The sequence below is a fragment of the Gracilibacillus sp. YIM 98692 genome (genome assembly GCF_010993965.1).
In the GTDB taxonomy this organism is placed as follows: domain Bacteria; phylum Bacillota; class Bacilli; order Bacillales; family Amphibacillaceae; genus Gracilibacillus.
Genome location: NZ_WIXM01000001.1, coordinates 179,612 through 198,086 on the forward strand (window position 1 = coordinate 179,612; position 18,475 = coordinate 198,086).

The window sequence follows — 18,475 nt, forward strand, 5'->3', positions numbered from 1 at the left end:
ATTATTCAAAATAAGGTGAGTTCCTTACGGTTTTAATCTTATTACAAAATCCCATTTCTTTTACTTAAATAATATTCCAATCTCTTTCTTGAAGATAAGTACCTGTTAATACAAGATAAACTCCTTCTCGTAGCTTTTTTATATTTAAAAGTATAGAAAAAAGCAAGGGTTCTATCCATGTATTGATTAGCTGTCAAAAGATGCGGACTTAAAATCATGGAAAATATAGAAAAGGAAAAATCCATTTTATAAACACATATAAAATAGGAATAAGTATGATGCTTGCTAAAGAATAAAACTTATTATCACTTTGACTGCACATCCTCTTTCTTTAGAATTCCTTTAAAAGATAGATGTGAGCAATGGAAGTACAAAATGCAGCATCAAATCTGCTGTCATGTGTGAGATTATGGCGTATTCAAGGCCTTTTTTCCAATATAAAAAGCCAAATCCAAGCCCGGCAAATCCATTTCCTAATACAATAAAGGTAACAACCCAAAACGTTAGTCCACCGTATATAGATTGAGCTAAAGGTAAATGCCCCAACGCAAAAGCAAATGCGGCAATGATAATCGATATATAGTAAATCCAAGCTGGTATTGAATCACTAGTTCGTGCAAAAATGCTGCTTAAAATCCATACTACCAGAGTCATGAGCCCAAACCTCATAATGAGTTCTTCCGATATACCACCTTGAAATACGGTAGTAATGCCTACCCACCAAGTCATATCTGTGTTTTGATTGATTTCAATGAATTGAGGTATTTTTTGTGAAAATACGGTTGATATCATGATTGAAATAACAATGGTCGAACCTATCCCCCACAGTATGGAAAACCATACATATCGTTTATCCCACTTAGTTTTTTTCGTCTTATCAAATAAGGATTGGATCCAATCCCATTTTAGTCCAACCTTCGATGCTAATAACACCCCAATAAGAGAGAAAACAATGGCCATGACAATGATATTAATACCATTCCCTAAAACATATTGAGCAGGGGTTATTGGTACCCCCATTTGATTTATGTTTTCGATGACAGGCTTTGACATTTGTAACATATAAGGAATAGAAATGAGATACGATATGATAGCGACTAATGTAAAATAGACAACATATTTCAGTTTTCTTTTCATGAAAACTTCTCCTTTCTCTTTATAGACATTTTATATTCTCTTATCTTTCATCATAATGTAAATATTTTCTTTTTTAAACAAAAAAACGTTCCTCTATTACTTAGAGAAACGCTACTTTTTGAAAGTATAGGTTAAGTATCATAGAGCATGAAGAAAACTTTCTTTCATCCTTGTGTTTTATTGGAACGGTCACCTTTTTTACGAGAAGCTTGATGTGTTTTTCTCATTCTAATCAGATACATTGATTGTCCCAATGAAAAAAGGATGAGTACTCCAATAACGACCAATGACTCTAAAAAGGTTCCATTTGCCATAATACTGATCACAATGCCAATTGCTATCGCAAAAGCAATACTAGGAATGATTAAGACGCTTTTGTGTTCAGCATAATCCATATTTTTAATATATTTGAACGCAAATAACGTGATAACGCCAAATATGATAATACAAGATAAAACAAAAATAATAGCATCCATTCTCAACGTAAAATCCTCCAACGATAATGATTAGTACTGATATATAATTTTCGCACTTTCCATAAACTAATATACCCATCAGTACCATAACATAAGATTTTTAATCCAAAAACTTCTCACTTAAGATGCTTGATAAATTTTCCTCTTATTTTTTCAAGTATGTTACAAACAATAAAAAATAAAGAATAGATAAGGAAGTGATATGAGTGGCTGAGAATAATAATTCTGAAGAGATTCATCAAATTCTAGACAGAGCAAAAGACGAAGAGAAGAATATGAAGAAAGCAAGAAGAGTAGTAGAAGATGCAAAGGGTGAAATGAATCCAGAGCGAAAGCAAGAAGATAAAGCGGAAGATAAGATCTAGAAATAAAAAGGTAAGAAGGTATGAAGCTTTCTTACCTTTTAACTGCTCAAAGCATCTAAGAAAGCAAAAGGCCCCACATGGGACCTACTAACAACATTCGCTTCTACCTAATAGTACTAAGCCTTCTCCTTCAGCTGCTTCTTGTTTATCCAATATCTTTAACAGTAGGGAATATTTATGCAATTTTCAACGCCATAGGTTTTTAAAAATCCCCTTTATCCGCTTCTCCTGCGTTCGCTTTAGACTGTTCTCGATTTTCGGCCATCTCCTCAACGGACTTCACTTTTAATCTAGCAGCACCTTGATAGTCTTTGGTAGGAATACGTTCCTCTGTTTGCAGCCTTACTTCTGCACTTGCAATGGCTTCTTGATATTGCGTTAGCCATTGTTTTTGCGCAACTAACATTTCATCTACCATTTGCCAAATTTCTTTTGGATTGCATACAGCACCAACTAATGGATCCATCATCATCGCTTGTCTTAGCAAATAATCATCGCCATGTACCGCTGCTTCTACTGCTAATCGTTGAACCGAAATACTGACATTACAAACTGCCGCAGGTCCCATCGGTAAATCTCCAACATATGGCATGTTGATCCCATTCCGATCGACATAACCAGGTGCTTCAATAATCGCGTCATCCGGCAGATTGGTGATAATGCCGTTATTTACTCGGTTAAAATGTCCTCGATAAATTTTTCCCGTTTCCAGACCTTCCAGAATATAAGAGCCATGTTCTTGACCTCTATTCTCTTCTTTATACTCAAACGCTGGCTCCTTTAACCAATTAGGAAAATCAGTTTCAAACCAATTTCTTCCTTCTGTACAAACTCTTAAGTAACCACCTGTTTCCCCATTGATCCATCTGCTGAGGTCAATCCATTCATGAATCTCTTCAGGCCGTTTACGATACCATGGCACATATTCACTTAAATGCCCATTTGATTCCGTACTGAAATACCCGAAGCGCCTCAACATATCGATACGCACTTTTTCTTCGTCTTTATAGGTTGGATGCTCTTCAAATGCTTCCAATAAATCTCCAGTTCGATCAACACCATTTGTCTTCGCTTCTACATACCAAGTTTGGTGGTTGATCCCTGCACAAATAATATCGACTTCTTCCTTTTCTTTGCCTAATACATTAGCAATTTGCTTATGACCATTTTGCACCCCATGGCATAGTCCTACTGTATTGACACGACCATATTTCTGACATGCCCAAGTCATCATCGCCATTGGATTGGCATAATTCAGCAGAAGCACATCTGGATCCGCTTCCTCGCGAATATCTTTACAAATTTCTAACATTTCCGCAATTCCGCGCTGTCCATACATAATCCCGCCAGCACTTAATGTATCACCAACACATTGATCCACACCGTATTTCAACGGAATTTCAATATCATGCTTAAAAGCCTCCAATCCGCCAATACGAACAACATTAAAGACATATTTGGCATCGACTAAAGCTGCCCTTCGATCAGTGGTTGCATGTATTGTAATATCTAAGCCATTTTCTTTGATATCCCGCTGACATAGCTGTGTGACCATGTCTAAATTTTTTTGGCTAATGTCCGTAAACGCTACTTCAATATCTTGAAATGCTGGAACCGATAAGATATCTCTTAACAATCCCCTCGTAAAACCAATACTCCCTGCACCGATAAAAGCAATTTTAAACGTAATGGCTATTCCCTCCTTGATTCTTCGTAACCTAAATATACCACCCCACACGTGTTATCGCTTTCAAAATTCTAATCCACATTGAAAATCATGTATAAAATCCTAACCTCTCACATCCTGAAAATGTTGGCGGTATTGCGAAGGAGTCAATCCCGAAATTCTTTTAAATACATTGCTAAAATATTGACTCGTATTCATGCCAACATAATTAGATATTTCCGTAACAGGGATTTCCGTTTTCGCTAATAACATTTTCGCTTTTTCCATTCTCACCTTCGTGATATATGCTTGAATCGTTATCTTCATTGATTGCTTAAATATTCGATGTAAATAACTCGGATGAAGATGGACAATCGCTGCTAATTCCTCTACTTTCAATTCATAGTCATAGTTCTCATGAATATAAGTCAGTACCTGATTAATATAATACTCATTTTCGTCCGACGACTGATTCATTTGATCTTCTCTATTTTTAGCAACTAACGTCAATAGTTGAATAAACAAATTATCAATCATCAGCTCATTCCCTGGCACTCTATGGTCCAACTCTAAGACAAGCGACCGCAAATGATAATAAACATGGTCTACATCTCGTAATACAAAATAGGTTTCCTTTGCTGAAAACATCTCCTCTAGCCGCTTATCATACTTCATTAAAGTTTGCATATTAGTAAAATGATTCGTGTCTTCCTTCCACACAAATTCAATATTTAACATTCGACTAGGAGAATCCTTATCTACTATTAATCGATGCGGCACCTGGCTATGTATAAAAATATATTGACCTTTGCGCAATTCCACCATTTTATCCTCCATTTCAATCTTACATTTTCCTCTAATCACATACATAATTTCTAACGCAAGATGTTGATGTAAAAGCATATCATGAGACTTCCACTCTTTATAATAATACTTGACTGGCTCAGGAAAAGTCTTAGACTCCATTAGAACAACACCCCCTACTTATATAATATGAAAAATCAGGTGAATAAACTAGTTATGAGGACCGTTCTTTTTTTATTTTTATCTAGAGATAAGAAAAGGTGCTTTTCGAGCCACTATTTAGCTTTTTCTCGCCACTTCCAATTCTGGCAGTATATAATATGCTCCTTTGTCCGTGCCTGCTCGCTCAAATCCTTCTCGGGAATGACGTTAAATTACGTCGCAGTTTTATGGATGTTAGGAACAAATTTTATGCTTTCTTATCTAATTATAAAAAACCGTTTCCTTTCTCTTAAAAGGAAACGGCTTTACTCCAAAATCGACATACTCTTTTATTCGTATATTCTATTATGAACATTTGACTTCCAAGAACGGTAGTCATGGACAGCAATTCCTCCAAAACCTGGATGACCTGCAAAATGATTTTCCAGTTGATTCAATTCCTGCTTCATTACGCTAGGAGGAGTATCATAAAAAGTAGTATGACTACCTTCATTTGTTTTGATAACATTCACACCAATAACAACCGATTTGTTATGGTTAGCGGCTTGTTCAATAAGAGGAGATGAAATAGATTTAATCCCATTCTTACCCTCTGCAAAATCTCGATAAGCCATAATCGTGATGGAATCTAGCTTTGAGATCATCCATTCACCAACATTCCTATCTTCCCCTGGTATTTGAACTTTGTAAATCCAAAACGGGAAATCTCCACTTATGTTCAGTTCTACATCAGATTTAACCTGTTTCGTAAGATGGTTCATATTATCCAGCCACTGGTTAATAACATCCTCCTGATCACTCTTCCACTTTGGTAATAGATAGGGCTCAATATCGACATGAATCCCCTGGAACCTCTCCTCTTCTGAAACCTGACGATTATAATTCTTGACAATGGAAACAAATTCATCTAAACTATCCTGATTTTTCGTTAAGGCCCAGTATGGATCACCGCCAAGTGCATACACTTTAATTTCTTCCTCAGCAGCTTTTTCGATAAATGATTGAACCTTTTCTTTTTCAAATTCCTCTAAGCTGACATGTAAATAAACTAAATTTACGCCTTGTTTTTTGGCAAATGAAATAAGATCCTCATCACTTTCATTCAATTCCTCAAGATCCCAGATCCATGTCACTTTCTCATAACTTTTCTGGTTGAAATAAACTCCTATTGATAGCAGGATGATCAACACAGTGATGATGGCTAAGCATCCTTTCATCGTAAAAAATAAAGAAAAGACACTCTTCTCAAACAAAGACCCTTCTTTTTTGAAAGGTCTTTGTTTCTTATCGTTATTTAACATAAGACATGACACTTTTGTCATCCGTTTTAGAGGAATCTTGCTGTTTTTGAATATTGATTGAAGTATAATTCCAAAGCCTTATATCAGGTCCGACAATGCAATTATCTCCTATTTTCGTGTTCCCTTTTAATTCAGTACGAGGTTCAATCACCGTGTTCTTGCCTATTTTAACCTCCGCTTCGATATAAGTAGAAGAAGGTTCCATAACGGTAACACCATTGCTCGTATGGTACTCGATAATCCGCTTTTGCAAAATGTCCTTTGCGTGTGCTAGTTGCTCTGGATTATTAATCCCTAATCCTTCTTCAATGTCATATACGCTCGTAGCAGATATTTTTTCACCTTGATGCTTTAAGATCTCAATGACGTCAGGTAAATAATATTCCTGTTGCTGGTTGTTAGTAGATACTTGTTCGAGCGCCCTAAATAACAACTTATTATCAAAACAAAAGATACCAGAGTTCACTTCACGTACTTCTCGCTCTTTTTCAGACGCATCTTTATGCTCTACGATCCGTAATACTTGTCCCTTCTCATCTCGAATGATGCGGCCATATCCCGAAGGATCTTCCGGAAGCATCGTTAAAATGGTAGCAGCTGCGTTCGTCGTTCTGTGATGTTCCAGACATTTTCTTAAGGTTTTTTCTGTGATTAATGGAGTATCTCCCGTAATAATCAGCGTTGATCCTTGTTGATCGGCAAGTTGTTCATGGCACATTTTTACTGCATGTGCAGTACCTAGCTGCTCCTCTTGGTATGCATATTCTAAAGATGGTCCTAAGTGTTGTTTGATCATTTCTGATTGATGACCTATAACGGTAATGATTCGATCCATCGAAATACGCTGCAATTGATCAATCACGTGCTGTACCATCGGTTTACCACAAACATCGTGAAGAACCTTTGGTAAATCTGATTTCATTCTTGTACCTTTTCCAGCGGCTAATACAACAGCAAATGTTTGATTCATTTTTTTGTCCCCCATTCTTCATCATCGATAGATGGATGATGGAGGAAGGTCTTCATTCACCCGTCTCCACCATCATTTGTTCATCGAGTTCTAGGTTTGTTCCTCACTCTAACATCAATGATTCTATTCATCTAAAGTCTTTTTTCTAAGTGAAATAGTCTATTCAACGGTGACACTTTTGGCAAGGTTTCGCGGCTTATCCACATCGTTTCCAAGAGCTAGGGATGTATAATAAGAGATTAATTGTAACGGGATAACCGTCAACAATGGAGTCAAGATAGACAAGGAATTAGGAATGTAGCAGCATTCATCTACATATTCCCATATATCCATTTTTCCTTCACCAGCAACCCCGAGTACTTGAGCACCACGTGCTTTTACTTCTTTAATATTTCCTAACATCTTCTCACTGACTTCATCCTGAGTAATAAGGGCTATGATTGGAGTTCCTTCTTCAATTAAAGCAAGGGTTCCGTGCTTCAGCTCTCCAGCTGCATAAGCTTCCGAATGAATATAGGAAATTTCTTTCAGCTTTAAAGACCCTTCCAGAGAAACTGGATAATCCAAACCTCTTCCAATAAAGAATACACTATTAGCATCCTTGATGGATTCACTATACCAACGAATGCTGTTCGAATGGGTTAGAATTTCTTCAATCTTATTTGGAATCTCAGCAATAGATTGAAGCAACTGTTCGTGATAGTCATTGGAAATAGTTTGTTTTCTATCAGCAAGGTAAATACCTAACAAATAAAAGGTCAGAACTTGTGTGGTATAAGCTTTCGTAGAAGCAACTGCAATTTCTGGTCCTGCCATTGTCAAGATTACTTCATCTGCTTCACGGGCAATCGAGCTTCCGACCACATTTGTAATAGCAAGAACATGGGCCCCTAGATGTTTACTTTGACGTAGTGCTGCCAAAGTATCAGCAGTTTCTCCTGATTGACTAACGACAATGACTAGTGTCTTCTCATTAACAATTGGGCGACGATAACGAAACTCAGAAGCTACCTCTACATCTACCGGAATTCGAGTTAATTCCTCAATAACATGCTTCCCGATTAAACCAGCGTGGTAAGCTGTTCCACAAGCTACGATGGTGATTTTATCCCATTGTTTCACTTGTTGATCGGACCACTGTAATTCGTCAAATTCTACCGATACCTTATCCTTATTGAATCTTCCTGCCATCGTTTTTTGTAATGCTGTTGGCTGTTCATGAATTTCTTTCAACATAAAATGATCATAACCATTTTTCTCCGCTTGCTCCATATCCCAGTCTGGACGGAATAGATCACGGTTTAATTCTATTCCTGTCTCGGTTTCCAGAAGTGTCACATCTTCTTTTGTTAAAATAGCCATTTCTCCATCTTCTAAAATGTAAATGTCACGTGTATGTTCAAGAACAGCTGGAATATCTGAGCTTATCAATGCTTCTCCTTCTCCTGCTCCGATAATGAGAGGACTTGCTTCTCTTACCGCATAAAGGCGGTCTGGTTCATGCTCAGAAACAACTCCCAATGCGTAAGCCCCATCCAATCGTTTCACGACCCGTTGGATGGTGGAAACCATATCTCCGTTATAAAAAAAGGAGAATAAGTGGGAAATAACCTCTGAGTCGGTTTCAGATTGAAACGTATATCCCTCTTCTATAAGCTCTCGTTTAATCTCTAAATAATTTTCGATAATGCCATTATGAACAATCGCAAATTCTTTGTTCGCATCTGTATGAGGATGAGAGTTTTCGTTGGAAGGTTCCCCGTGAGTAGCCCAACGTGTATGACCGATTCCTATACTGCCTAAAAGTGGTGTCTGATCTAGTTTTTGTTGTAATTCTTCTAGTCTTCCTTTGGACTTCTGGACTTGAACGGACTCACCGTTAAATACTGCGATTCCTACTGAATCATACCCGCGATACTCTAATTTTCTTAGTCCTGTCGTTAATACCTGTTGTGTGTCTTTTTCTCCGATATAACCAATGATTCCGCACATATTATTTCCTCTCCCTTACAATTATAGTTTTATTTACCCTATCATCATTAGTATCATGTTCCGCTGAAGTGATTCGACGTTGTTTACACGATAAAGTTGATAGATAAGCGCAACTACGCTCTGACTTCGCCATAGGCTCGTCAATCGCCGAGTTTTATTTACCCTATCATCATTAGTATCGTGTTCCGCTGAAGTGATTCGACGTTGTTTACACGATAAAGTTGATAGATAAGCGCAACTACGGCTCTGACTTCGCCATAGGCTCGTCAATCGCCGAGTTTTCTTTACCCTATCATCATTAGTATCGTGTTCCGCTGAAGTGATTCGACGTTGTTTACACGATAAAGTTGATAGATAAGCGCAACTACGGCTCTGACTTCGCCATAGGCTCGTCAATCGCCGAGTTTTCTTTACAATGCAATGGATTCTTGGTGTTTTTTATTTACTTTTGATGTTGTACCCAGCTTGTGAATGTGTGGTTGATGGTAATCCTTAAAGGCATTTCGTGTATCGACAATTGGAATATCTAGATTAGCAAGCTCATCATAATCGAAATCACTATGATTCGTCACTAACACCATGCAATCATACTGCTTCAACTCTTCTGCGCTGTATGAGATAGAATCTACGATAAAGCCATCATCATCAATGAAGCTATGAGCATGTGGATCATAATAGTCCACGTTCGCCCCGTGTTCTTTATACAATTCATACAGATATAACCCTGGAGATTCACGCAAATCGCTAATATTAGGTTTATATGCCATGCCTAAAATAAGTATCTTAGAGCTATTGATAGATTTACCGTAGATATTCAATACTTGGGATGTTTTGCCAACGACAACATCAGGCATATTATTATTAATTGATTGAGCTAAATCGATGAATTTACTATAGAAACGAAAACCTTTTGCTTTCCATGATAGATACATAGGGTCAAGTGGAATGCAGTGGCCGCCGATTCCTGGGCCAGGTTGGAACTTCATAAAACCAAAAGGCTTCGTTGCTGCCGCATCAATCACCTCCCACACATCTATGTCCATTCGCTCACACATTAAAGCCATTTCGTTCACGAATGCGATATTGATACTACGGAACGTGTTTTCTAACAGCTTGGACATCTCAGCCACTTTCGGGGAGGATACTGGTACAACATTTTCGATATAATTGCTATAAAGCAGCTTACCAACTTTATTGCAGTTTTCTGTTATTCCGCCCATTACTTTAGGTACATTATTCGTATGGAATGACTCATTACCTGGGTCTACTCTCTCTGGTGAGTAGCAAAGGAAAATATCATTTCCAGGTTCATAACCCATTCGATGGAATTCTTTTAGGATTAACTCATCGGTTGTTCCTGGATAAGTGGTACTTTCTAAGGTAACAAGCATTCCTTTCTTCATATACGGTTTAATACTTTCTATTACACTGGTAATGTATGAAGTATCTGGATCCTGATTTTCACTAAGTGGAGTTGGAACGCAAATGCTTATAGCATCTAGTTCCTTCACCATTTCATACTCATTAGTTGGAAAGAAACGGTTGGTATCTAAGCATTCTTGCAAATCTTGATCTGAAATATCATTAATGTAAGACTTCCCATTCGCTAAGGAGTGAATTTTTTCTTCATTTAAATCTATTCCACATACGGTAAATCCTGCTTTCACCATCTCAACAGCAAGTGGGAGCCCGACATATCCCATACCTATTACCCCAATGCTAGCTTTCTTCATCTCAATCTTTTGACTTAACTGTTCATAAAAACCCATATTGATATCCCTCTCTTTTCATAGAATTTAAATTGGATTATCCCATTACTTTAACGAGTCGTTTGATACGTGCTTCGAGTTCAATGAGTGAAAATGACTTCGTAATGTATTCTGCTACCCCAAATTCAAACGTTCGCTTAATATCTTGTTCCATCTGCTTATTGGTTAACACGATTATTTCGGAGTGACGATTCGATTGTTCGTCAATCTTTTTTAGTTCATTAATAAATTGGTATCCAGCTATAGCTGACAGATTAATTTCCGTAATGACGAGATCCGGCAGAAGTTTCTTATATTGATCTAGACCATCCTTTCCGTTTTTTGCAGTATGGACAATATATTCTTTACTCTCCAAGTAATTTTTCAATAGCTGGCGGACGCTAACATCTGGATCGACAATAAGGATGGAGCGAGTTTCTGCTGTCTTTTTGGTTATATTTTCAAACACTTTAATTTCTTTGGCGTCGCTATTGCTTTCTGTCATTTCCTTCATCATATTCATAAGCATTTGTTCAGCATCATTACTGTTTTCAGGAAAGCTGCCCACTAATAGGAATCCTGTCAATCGATTGTGTTGTTCTAAGAATTCTTTTACATACAATGCGTAAAAGTGAGTATAAGCTAGATTACAATCATCTAATAATAGACCTAGAATACCCAATTGTGCATCATAGTTGATTTGAAAAGCAGTATCTGGCTCTTCTTTTTCTAAATAGGCTTTTAACTTACTTAATTTTGATTGATCGAGGTCTGCATGTGCTACAATCACGCCACATGTTAACTGACTTGCTTGATAATAATGAAGAAAGTGATGAAAAGATTTTAAAATATTAGAATCTATTGGTGCTTTACTCATTTTCTAACTCCTCCTTGAAATATGGTTTTAAGCAGATTGTTTATTTTCATTACTGTCATTCCAACTAGTCCTTGTCATGGTTCCCCAAGTATTGTTCTTGCGCATAAAATCAATGTGACCAAGGAACCTCCACAAAATACCAAGCTGTCGGTAACCAAAGAACATTAGAACGGTGTATAAAACCATTTTGAAATAGTCTCTAATTCTTGGATATCGTTGGAATGCCATTTCTTCGATTAATAAAGACCCTATCCCAAGCAATGTTCCGTACAATACATTAATAAGCATAAATGTTGCTATTATTTCCCATCCTGACATATCTAACAAGCTATAACCTACCAGTGCTAGAAAACCAGTTATTCTAAAATAAGGACTTAATGTTTCAAAAATAATATTATATGGGATGGTCAGCCAACCCATGATTTTGTATCTGGGACGCATGAACATATACATCCCTTCTTCCAGCATGTTTTTTAAATTCCCTCTGCCCCATCGCTTCCGTTGACTACCGAGGATCTTGAAAGTATCAGGTGCTTGCGTCCAACAGACAGCATCCGGACAAAAGTCCACTTTATAAGGAAGTTTGTTATCTAACATATAACGATGTAGTTTGATAATAATATTCATATCCTCGCCCGGATAACCTCCGCGGTATCCTCCAACCTTAATAATATATTCTTTCTTAAATACACCGAATGCACCAGATACAATAATCAATCCATTAATGTCACTCCAGCCTATTCTCCCCCCAAGGAATGCCTTTATATATTCAACAGTTTGCATCATTGGCAACAGTTTCTTGGGCAGGTTCACTTTCTTAACCATCCCGTCAGAAATCTCACAGCCATTTGCAATTCGAACATTACCACCAATGGCTACGTATTCCTCAGGATTTTCCATGTATTTCCTAGCAATTCGAATAAGTGCATCACTCTCTAACAGAGAATCGGCATCAATGGAAGAAACAAGCGGATAATGGGATAAGTTAATTCCGGCATTTAAAGCATCCGCTTTCCCTCCATTTTCTTTATCTACTAAATACAGATTAGGAAATTCCGGATTGTAGTAAATCCCCTTCACTTTTGCTGTGGGTATGGTATCTTTTATAAAAGTAGGCTTGTAATATTTCAGTTGAAATTCGTCAATTAAAACCCCCACCGTATCGTCGCTGGAACCATCATTGACCACAATGACTTCGTGAGTTGGATAATGTAAAGCTAACAAAGAACGAACATTTTCTTTAACCGTCAATTCCTCGTTAAAAGCTGGAACAAGTATGGAAATGGGTGGTACATGTTTAGAGCCTGATAAAGGTTCATACTTGGAATAAAAGGTTTCCTTTATAATTCCAGTGATTCTCTTGAAAGAGAACATAATAATCCCAAAATAAATCGTGTTAATGGTAATAACGTAATACATAGCAAAAATTCCGTAAGCTAGTAATATCTCTCTCAAGTTTTTCTCCTCCTTTCTATGTAGCTTTGATTAAATAATCATGGCTTTTTCCAAAATACTTTTGATAGATATATACTTTTTGGTTATATTCCGTGATATCAGCTAAGTTTGAAAAACGATGAATGGATTGTTTTAATTCTTCTTCCATAAACTCGTTAGCTACTTCTCTTCCACGATCCCCATCGTTACCAGAAGCTAATTCACAGAGAATTTCAAAACCTCTAGTCCCTAGCTGCATAAGGCTTTTAGCACTAGATCGGGAAACCATCCAATTAAGATCCTGCACCCCCTCTCTTAAGTATTCAGCGTATTGTTTTAGTTCTGAATTGCCGATCCACTCAGCAAAAAGCTGACGAACCTCCCAATCAGGAAACTGCAAATAGGCTTGAACATCTCTCTTGGTAAGAGCCATTGAGGATGTAAGAAGTTTAGCAGTAAGAATTCTTATTTCCTTATCCTTCGAATGTAAAAAGGAATGAATATCTTCTGATAAATGGTAATCAACCTGATCTTGCAAACCGATTAGCCCAACTTTCACAAGTTCCAATTGGCTTTCATACAGAAAATCAACATACACGGACCTTAAATCTAAATACGATTCTTTTGATATATCTGCAATTAAGTGACTGTTTTGTTTTCCATTCTCCACAAGGTATTGAATGAGACTTTTTATTTCATTTACATCTTTAGATGTTTGTGCAATGGACCGTGCAATGATATAAATAGAAGCTTCAAACTTTTTTTGATGCAACATGGACAATAATTCAGATGTGGATTCACTATCTCTTAATATGCCTAAGTGATAAGCTGCATCTATACGAATAATCGACCATGGACTTTTCAAGCGTTTTCTGTTGTATGAAATTAATCCAATGTCTTCACACAATGTAAGAAGTTTCTGTCGGTGAATTCCCTCCAGACGATCAACCCATTGCAACAAAGTTTTTTGTAATACCTTTTTTTCAAAAATCCGCAGTGGTTTAGCAGGTGGCCTCAAACGGTCTGCATTATCTAATTGAAGCTGCAAGTAATCAAAATAGCTTCGAAATTCGGACAAACACTTTTTTTCTTTTTTCTCTAACCTTTTTTTATTCACTTTCATACTTAACGTAAGTGTTGCTAGGATGATCATAAGAACGAGTAAAATACCTATCACCCAGTAAGCAGCTTGCAAATTTATAAACAAAGTTTATCCCCCTTCCTTAATCAACACTCTTGAAAGCATCTTGCATCATGTAATAACTTTGTTTTAGCTGTTCATCATATTCGACCTCCTGCCAGTTATCCCAGGTATAAAGGGGAAAATCAGTGACAGAAATAGGTTCAGATTCATTTTCTAGTCCTTCGACAGTCTGTGAACGATGATCAACGATCCATGGGATGAAGCGAATTCCTTCTATTTCCTCTCTTGGCATTTCTGTATCTCCCCTTTCTTTAGTGCCGTAACTCACTACCTGTTTGGAGCTAGGATCTGCAAACCCTAGTAATGACCAAGGAATTCTCATTTCTATTATTTCCCCTTGAACTGCCCAATCAGCTTGGGAATCTGTAGAGGAGGAAGCTCGTTCCATCTGGCCTGCAGGCACTTCTTCAAATGGTAATTCTACAGTCGAATCAGGAAACTCAAGTTTCCGGCTAACTGCTAATTTCCATGGGTGCATGGATTCAGTCTTATCACTTTTTGGTGCATTGACATACATACGTTGATGAAAATCATAGCTTGGAGCAATTAGCACTTCACTTTCATTTTCCTTACCCAATCGAACGACCATCTCTAATCCTTCATCGAGTGTTTTATCTTGTAAGAAGTCCGGGTTTTTGATACCTCCTGAAAGTGTATGGATGCCTAGATAGAACGTATTTTCACCTGGATCAAAGTCTTTAGGTATGCGGCCAGCTACATAGATAAAACCTTCATCATTCGTTACCTTAAAATCAGCAAGCGAAGGCGATAATTTTTGGATTTCCTCTTCTTCTAACTTGTTCCAATCTTCCAAACTCCCATCTATCGTTAAATCATTATGTTTGTGGGGATACATACCCAACAGACCATAGGACATTTCCGGAGATAAATTGTTATACCAGAAAGGACGCCGGCTTGGATCTTCAAGTGCCATCGTATTCCATGTTCTCTTAAACCATTCATCCTGCCATGTGAAAACGACAGCTCCTGCATAATTTTCTTGGTAAATATGTTGAAGCATATCAGCATTATGTTTCCCTTGCTCTGATTCCGTGTGTCCCCCTTGGTTTCGATCGAGTGGTCCGATATGTGCATTTCCTCGGGATGATGGGACCCCAAATTCTGTGATCATAATTGGCATTTCTTTGTGATAATTTTTAAGTTCACGGAGATACCCTTTATATGTATCTATCTGCCCCTTATCATTTTTTACATCATCATACTTGTCGGTATATCTTAAAAAATCCGGATAGTATGGATAAGCATGAAAAGAAGCAAAATATCCCGCCTCTCCTTTCGTCCTTTGAATATTAGTAGCGTCTACACTGACGATATCCTCCATTTGTAAAGGTTCATCTGGATGTTCCAGAGGGTCTGTTGTCACCCAATTCGTAAAGGTAATCGGATGCTGCCAGCCTTGTTCTTCTTCCTTTTTAGCTAAATGATTCATTAACTCTGCCAACCAGCTTTCAAATGGCGAAGCTTCTCTTGTCGTCTTAAAAACATTCCCTTGGAAAAGGGGATCATCGAGGTGAACTTTATTTGTATTCACTACCATTTCCGGATCCCATTCTGTCCCAATATGCCAAGCAACTAAGTATGAGCTTGCATCTGCTGTGTATTCACCGCTTGCTTTTCCAGGTTCAGCAGGAAGTGTTATCTCCCCGCTAACTGCTCCTATTGCATGGGATATTTCTTCTTTAAATTGTTTTGTCACTTCAGGTGACCAAGCATCATTCTTCTCACTTAGCAAGTTGACTGGTGACCATATCCCCTGCATAAAATAGAGAGGATCATCGATATTCTTTTGGTTGTATTCCACTAAGGCCTGATAGAAGACAGGATTATGAATCGTATATATACGAATCGTATTGGCTCCCATTTCTTGAATCATGTTAAACCAACGAAGATAATCCTCTTTCTTAATTGGCTGCTGACCCGGGAAATATCCAGGTAAAGTAGCTCCTATATTGACACCTTTCACCAAAAAGGGAGACCAGCTTTCATTTTTGTAAATTTCTAATTGATCTTCTTTCGTTCTGAATTTAATTTTTGTTCCATCCGCTAATTCTTTACTTTCTGCTTCGTTTGTTGTGTTTAATAATGCATATCCCCCCAAAATGGCCATAAAAAGTAAGATAAGCAGCCCTTTACCCTTCCATTTCATCTTTTCATCTCTCCTCCTCTCATTTTTTCTTTGAGGAAAAACATTTTCTTTCTTGAAATTTTTTGTCGAAACAGTTACTTTAAAAATATGATTTGTCCTCCACGTCATTTACGTTAACATGGGGGATTCCAATGTTCATCGAAAACTATATTTCGGAAGAACGAATATTTATCTTCGGTACCACAGTATTTTTTCGTCACGAATAGACATCTAATCCGAAGTTTCGTTATCGTAATCCAATAGAAAAAGCGGTATTATGCGCTTTTTAAAGTGTTTTCGTGTTGACTTTGCGGTCTCCCGCAAAATCCCTAGGTAGACACAACTAGGGATACTTACTTTTTTACTTAAGCAGATAGAGATATCATCGAAATCTATCCATATTTAAATCTTGGGAGGTCTATAAATGAATCAAAAATTATTGTTGTTCATGCTGACATTTACCGTCTTCACATTTCTAACAGGGTTCTCTACTTCTAGTGAATTTAAGAGAGCTATGTGGGTTGAACACTTAGATATTAGCGAAAGTAGTGAAGCACTGTTAAAGAAAACAAAAGAAAATGAGTACAACGTCTTGTATGTAAAAACGGATCCAGATAAAAGTTTAGAAAGCTATTCTGATTTCATCCGAAAAGCTAATGAATTAGGAATTGAAATTCATGCTTTGGGAGGTGACCCATCCTGGGCACTTGACGAGAACCAACAACAAATTCTCGGCTTTGTTGAGGGGGTACAAGATTACAACGAAAGTGTTGCTGAAGAGGAACAATTCACTGGAATTCATTTAAAAATACAGCCACAGTATCTCCCTGAGTGGTATGAAGATCAATCATCCGTAGTGAAACAATGGAAAAGTAATCTGACTGCTGCACTAGATGCTTTACCTGAAAATACTGCGCTGGAAACAAGTAGTTCCATGCCTTTTTGGTTAGACGAAGTGCATACACCTGGTGAACCAGATATGCCATTTCATTCATGGTTGATTCGACAATTTGATCATACAACTATTCTTGCTTACCGTGATACTTTGGAAGGTCCCAATGGTATGGTGAACCTAACAAAAAATGAGTTCGAAGCTGCCGATCAATACAATAAACAAATTGTCATTGGCGTATCATTAGCGGATACAGGGCAAGACCATACCACTTTTTTCGAAGAAGGCATTGCAGATATGAACATGCATCTGAAACTGGTAGATAAGCACCTAGGTGAGTATGATTCCTATATAGGAACAGCAGTCGATGACTTTTCCAGTTGGGAGGCACAAGAAGAACAGCCTCCAACAGAGCAGGCAAAGGAAAAAAAATATCGAGGCACATACATTTGGGAAGCTGACACCCTTATCAATGAAAAAGAAAAAATCATTCAGTTTGCGAAAGAAAAAAATATTAACCTATTATATACACGCTTAGATCTTACACAGCCTTTCAGTGCTTATACTGATTTTGTAGAAGAGGCCAATCAAGCAGGTATTGAAATCCATGCGATGGGAGGACATCCATCTTGGGCCCTTAAGGAAGAAGAAGCAAGGATGCTCAAACTAGTGGATTATGTTAAAGAGTATAACAATACAGTCGATGAGAACCAGCAGTTTACAGGAATTCACCTTGATGTGGAGCCATATGTAACACCTTCCTGGGCTGAAAATGAACAGGAAGTATTATCTCAATGGATGAATAATATTGAATTATTCGTGAAAGAAACCAAACGAGAATCTAATTTAGAAGCAAGCATGGACTTAGCGATGTGGTTTGATGATACGAATACTCCTGGTCATCCTGACACCCCATTTTATCAATGGGTCATCAACCAAATGGACCATACTTCCATAATGGCGTTTCGTGATTTCGCCAAAGGCTCAGGCGGTATCATTGATATGGCTCAAAATGAAATCGATTATGCGGAAAGCATCGATAAAAATATGATCATCTCTGTAGAAATAAAAGAAAACAAGCATAATCCATATATTTCTTTTCATGAAGAAGGGGCAGCTAAGATGGAAGAACAGTTAGACATTGTGGATGAAGAGCTAAGTTCTAATACCGCATATAACGGTTATACCGTTCATGCCTACCGTTATTGGAAAAATCATTAGGGCTGTTTTCGAAAAGATTTTTTTATAAAAGATGTAAAGTGCTAGCATCCCCGCAATTTAAATAATTTAGGGGAAAAAGG

At 37.5% G+C, this 18,475-nt stretch carries 14 protein-coding genes; 2 read left to right on the forward strand and 12 right to left on the reverse strand.

All coding sequences use genetic code 11. From position 1 onward, the window contains the following. Nucleotides 1–342 precede the first annotated feature (342 nt). On the reverse strand, nucleotides 343–1,137 hold the full coding sequence (locus GHD00_RS00800) for a CPBP family glutamic-type intramembrane protease (RefSeq protein WP_163536193.1): 795 nt from the start codon (nucleotides 1,135–1,137) through the stop codon (nucleotides 343–345). Nucleotides 1,138–1,301: 164 nt separating this feature from the next. Further along, the gene (locus tag GHD00_RS00805) at nucleotides 1,302–1,619 is read right to left on the reverse strand and encodes a hypothetical protein (RefSeq protein WP_163536194.1); all 318 of its coding nucleotides are present in this window, start codon (nucleotides 1,617–1,619) and stop codon (nucleotides 1,302–1,304) included. A gap of 200 nt (nucleotides 1,620–1,819) precedes the next feature. Here GHD00_RS00805 and GHD00_RS00810 point away from each other — a divergent pair, with 200 nt between their 5' ends. Further along, the gene (locus GHD00_RS00810) at nucleotides 1,820–1,978 is read left to right on the forward strand and encodes a hypothetical protein (protein ID WP_163536195.1); all 159 of its coding nucleotides are present in this window, start codon (nucleotides 1,820–1,822) and stop codon (nucleotides 1,976–1,978) included. A gap of 202 nt (nucleotides 1,979–2,180) precedes the next feature. Here GHD00_RS00810 and melA read toward each other — a convergent pair whose 3' ends face one another. From melA to GHD00_RS00860, 10 genes are all read right to left on the reverse strand, one after another. After that, nucleotides 2,181–3,668: an alpha-glucosidase/alpha-galactosidase gene (gene melA / locus GHD00_RS00815; RefSeq protein WP_163536449.1), complete on the reverse strand. Its 1,488-nt coding sequence runs from the start codon at nucleotides 3,666–3,668 to the stop codon at nucleotides 2,181–2,183. 99 nt (nucleotides 3,669–3,767) lie between these two features. Further along, on the reverse strand, nucleotides 3,768–4,610 hold the full coding sequence (locus tag GHD00_RS00820; RefSeq protein WP_163536196.1) for an AraC family transcriptional regulator: 843 nt from the start codon (nucleotides 4,608–4,610) through the stop codon (nucleotides 3,768–3,770). Nucleotides 4,611–4,939: 329 nt separating this feature from the next. After that, nucleotides 4,940–5,923 carry a glycoside hydrolase family protein gene (locus tag GHD00_RS00825; protein WP_205600686.1) on the reverse strand — a complete coding sequence of 328 codons (984 nt, stop codon included), beginning with the start codon at nucleotides 5,921–5,923 and terminating at the stop codon, nucleotides 4,940–4,942. Beyond that, nucleotides 5,901–6,881, reverse strand: a complete 981-nt coding sequence (locus GHD00_RS00830) for a sugar phosphate nucleotidyltransferase (protein ID WP_163536198.1) — start codon at nucleotides 6,879–6,881, stop codon at nucleotides 5,901–5,903. The genes GHD00_RS00825 and GHD00_RS00830 overlap by 23 nt, the downstream gene beginning before the upstream one ends. A gap of 159 nt (nucleotides 6,882–7,040) precedes the next feature. Beyond that, nucleotides 7,041–8,873, reverse strand: a complete 1,833-nt coding sequence (glmS, locus tag GHD00_RS00835) for a glutamine--fructose-6-phosphate transaminase (isomerizing) (protein WP_163536199.1) — start codon at nucleotides 8,871–8,873, stop codon at nucleotides 7,041–7,043. A gap of 410 nt (nucleotides 8,874–9,283) precedes the next feature. Continuing rightward, nucleotides 9,284–10,642, reverse strand: coding sequence for a nucleotide sugar dehydrogenase (locus GHD00_RS00840; protein WP_163536200.1), 1,359 nt, complete (start codon nucleotides 10,640–10,642; stop codon nucleotides 9,284–9,286). Between the two features lie 37 nt (nucleotides 10,643–10,679). After that, nucleotides 10,680–11,498, reverse strand: coding sequence for a response regulator transcription factor (locus GHD00_RS00845; protein ID WP_163536201.1), 819 nt, complete (start codon nucleotides 11,496–11,498; stop codon nucleotides 10,680–10,682). 27 nt (nucleotides 11,499–11,525) lie between these two features. Next, nucleotides 11,526–12,953 carry a glycosyltransferase family 2 protein gene (locus tag GHD00_RS00850; protein WP_205600687.1) on the reverse strand — a complete coding sequence of 476 codons (1,428 nt, stop codon included), beginning with the start codon at nucleotides 12,951–12,953 and terminating at the stop codon, nucleotides 11,526–11,528. A gap of 16 nt (nucleotides 12,954–12,969) precedes the next feature. Continuing rightward, a complete protein-coding gene (locus tag GHD00_RS00855; protein WP_163536202.1) occupies nucleotides 12,970–14,139 on the reverse strand; it encodes a HEAT repeat domain-containing protein in 1,170 nt (389 codons plus the stop codon). Nucleotides 14,140–14,155: 16 nt separating this feature from the next. Further along, nucleotides 14,156–16,303, reverse strand: a complete 2,148-nt coding sequence (locus tag GHD00_RS00860) for a hypothetical protein (RefSeq protein WP_163536203.1) — start codon at nucleotides 16,301–16,303, stop codon at nucleotides 14,156–14,158. Between the two features lie 403 nt (nucleotides 16,304–16,706). Here GHD00_RS00860 and GHD00_RS00865 point away from each other — a divergent pair, with 403 nt between their 5' ends. Continuing rightward, a complete protein-coding gene (locus GHD00_RS00865; RefSeq protein WP_163536204.1) occupies nucleotides 16,707–18,395 on the forward strand; it encodes a hypothetical protein in 1,689 nt (562 codons plus the stop codon). The last annotated feature ends 80 nt before the right edge of the window (nucleotides 18,396–18,475 follow it).

Bases quoted from the DNA above. Each gene is read 5' to 3' on its own strand.
- GHD00_RS00865 (WP_163536204.1), top strand. From the start codon at position 16,707: ATGAATCAAAAATTATTGTTGTTCATGCTGACATTTACCGTCTTCACA.
- GHD00_RS00845 (WP_163536201.1), bottom strand. From the start codon at position 11,498: ATGAGTAAAGCACCAATAGATTCTAATATTTTAAAATCTTTTCATCAC.
- GHD00_RS00800 (WP_163536193.1), bottom strand. From the start codon at position 1,137: ATGAAAAGAAAACTGAAATATGTTGTCTATTTTACATTAGTCGCTATC.
- GHD00_RS00820 (WP_163536196.1), bottom strand. From the start codon at position 4,610: ATGGAGTCTAAGACTTTTCCTGAGCCAGTCAAGTATTATTATAAAGAG.
- GHD00_RS00840 (WP_163536200.1), bottom strand. From the start codon at position 10,642: ATGGGTTTTTATGAACAGTTAAGTCAAAAGATTGAGATGAAGAAAGCT.
- GHD00_RS00860 (WP_163536203.1), bottom strand. From the start codon at position 16,303: ATGAAATGGAAGGGTAAAGGGCTGCTTATCTTACTTTTTATGGCCATT.
- GHD00_RS00830 (WP_163536198.1), bottom strand. From the start codon at position 6,881: ATGAATCAAACATTTGCTGTTGTATTAGCCGCTGGAAAAGGTACAAGA.
- glmS (WP_163536199.1), bottom strand. From the start codon at position 8,873: ATGTGCGGAATCATTGGTTATATCGGAGAAAAAGACACACAACAGGTA.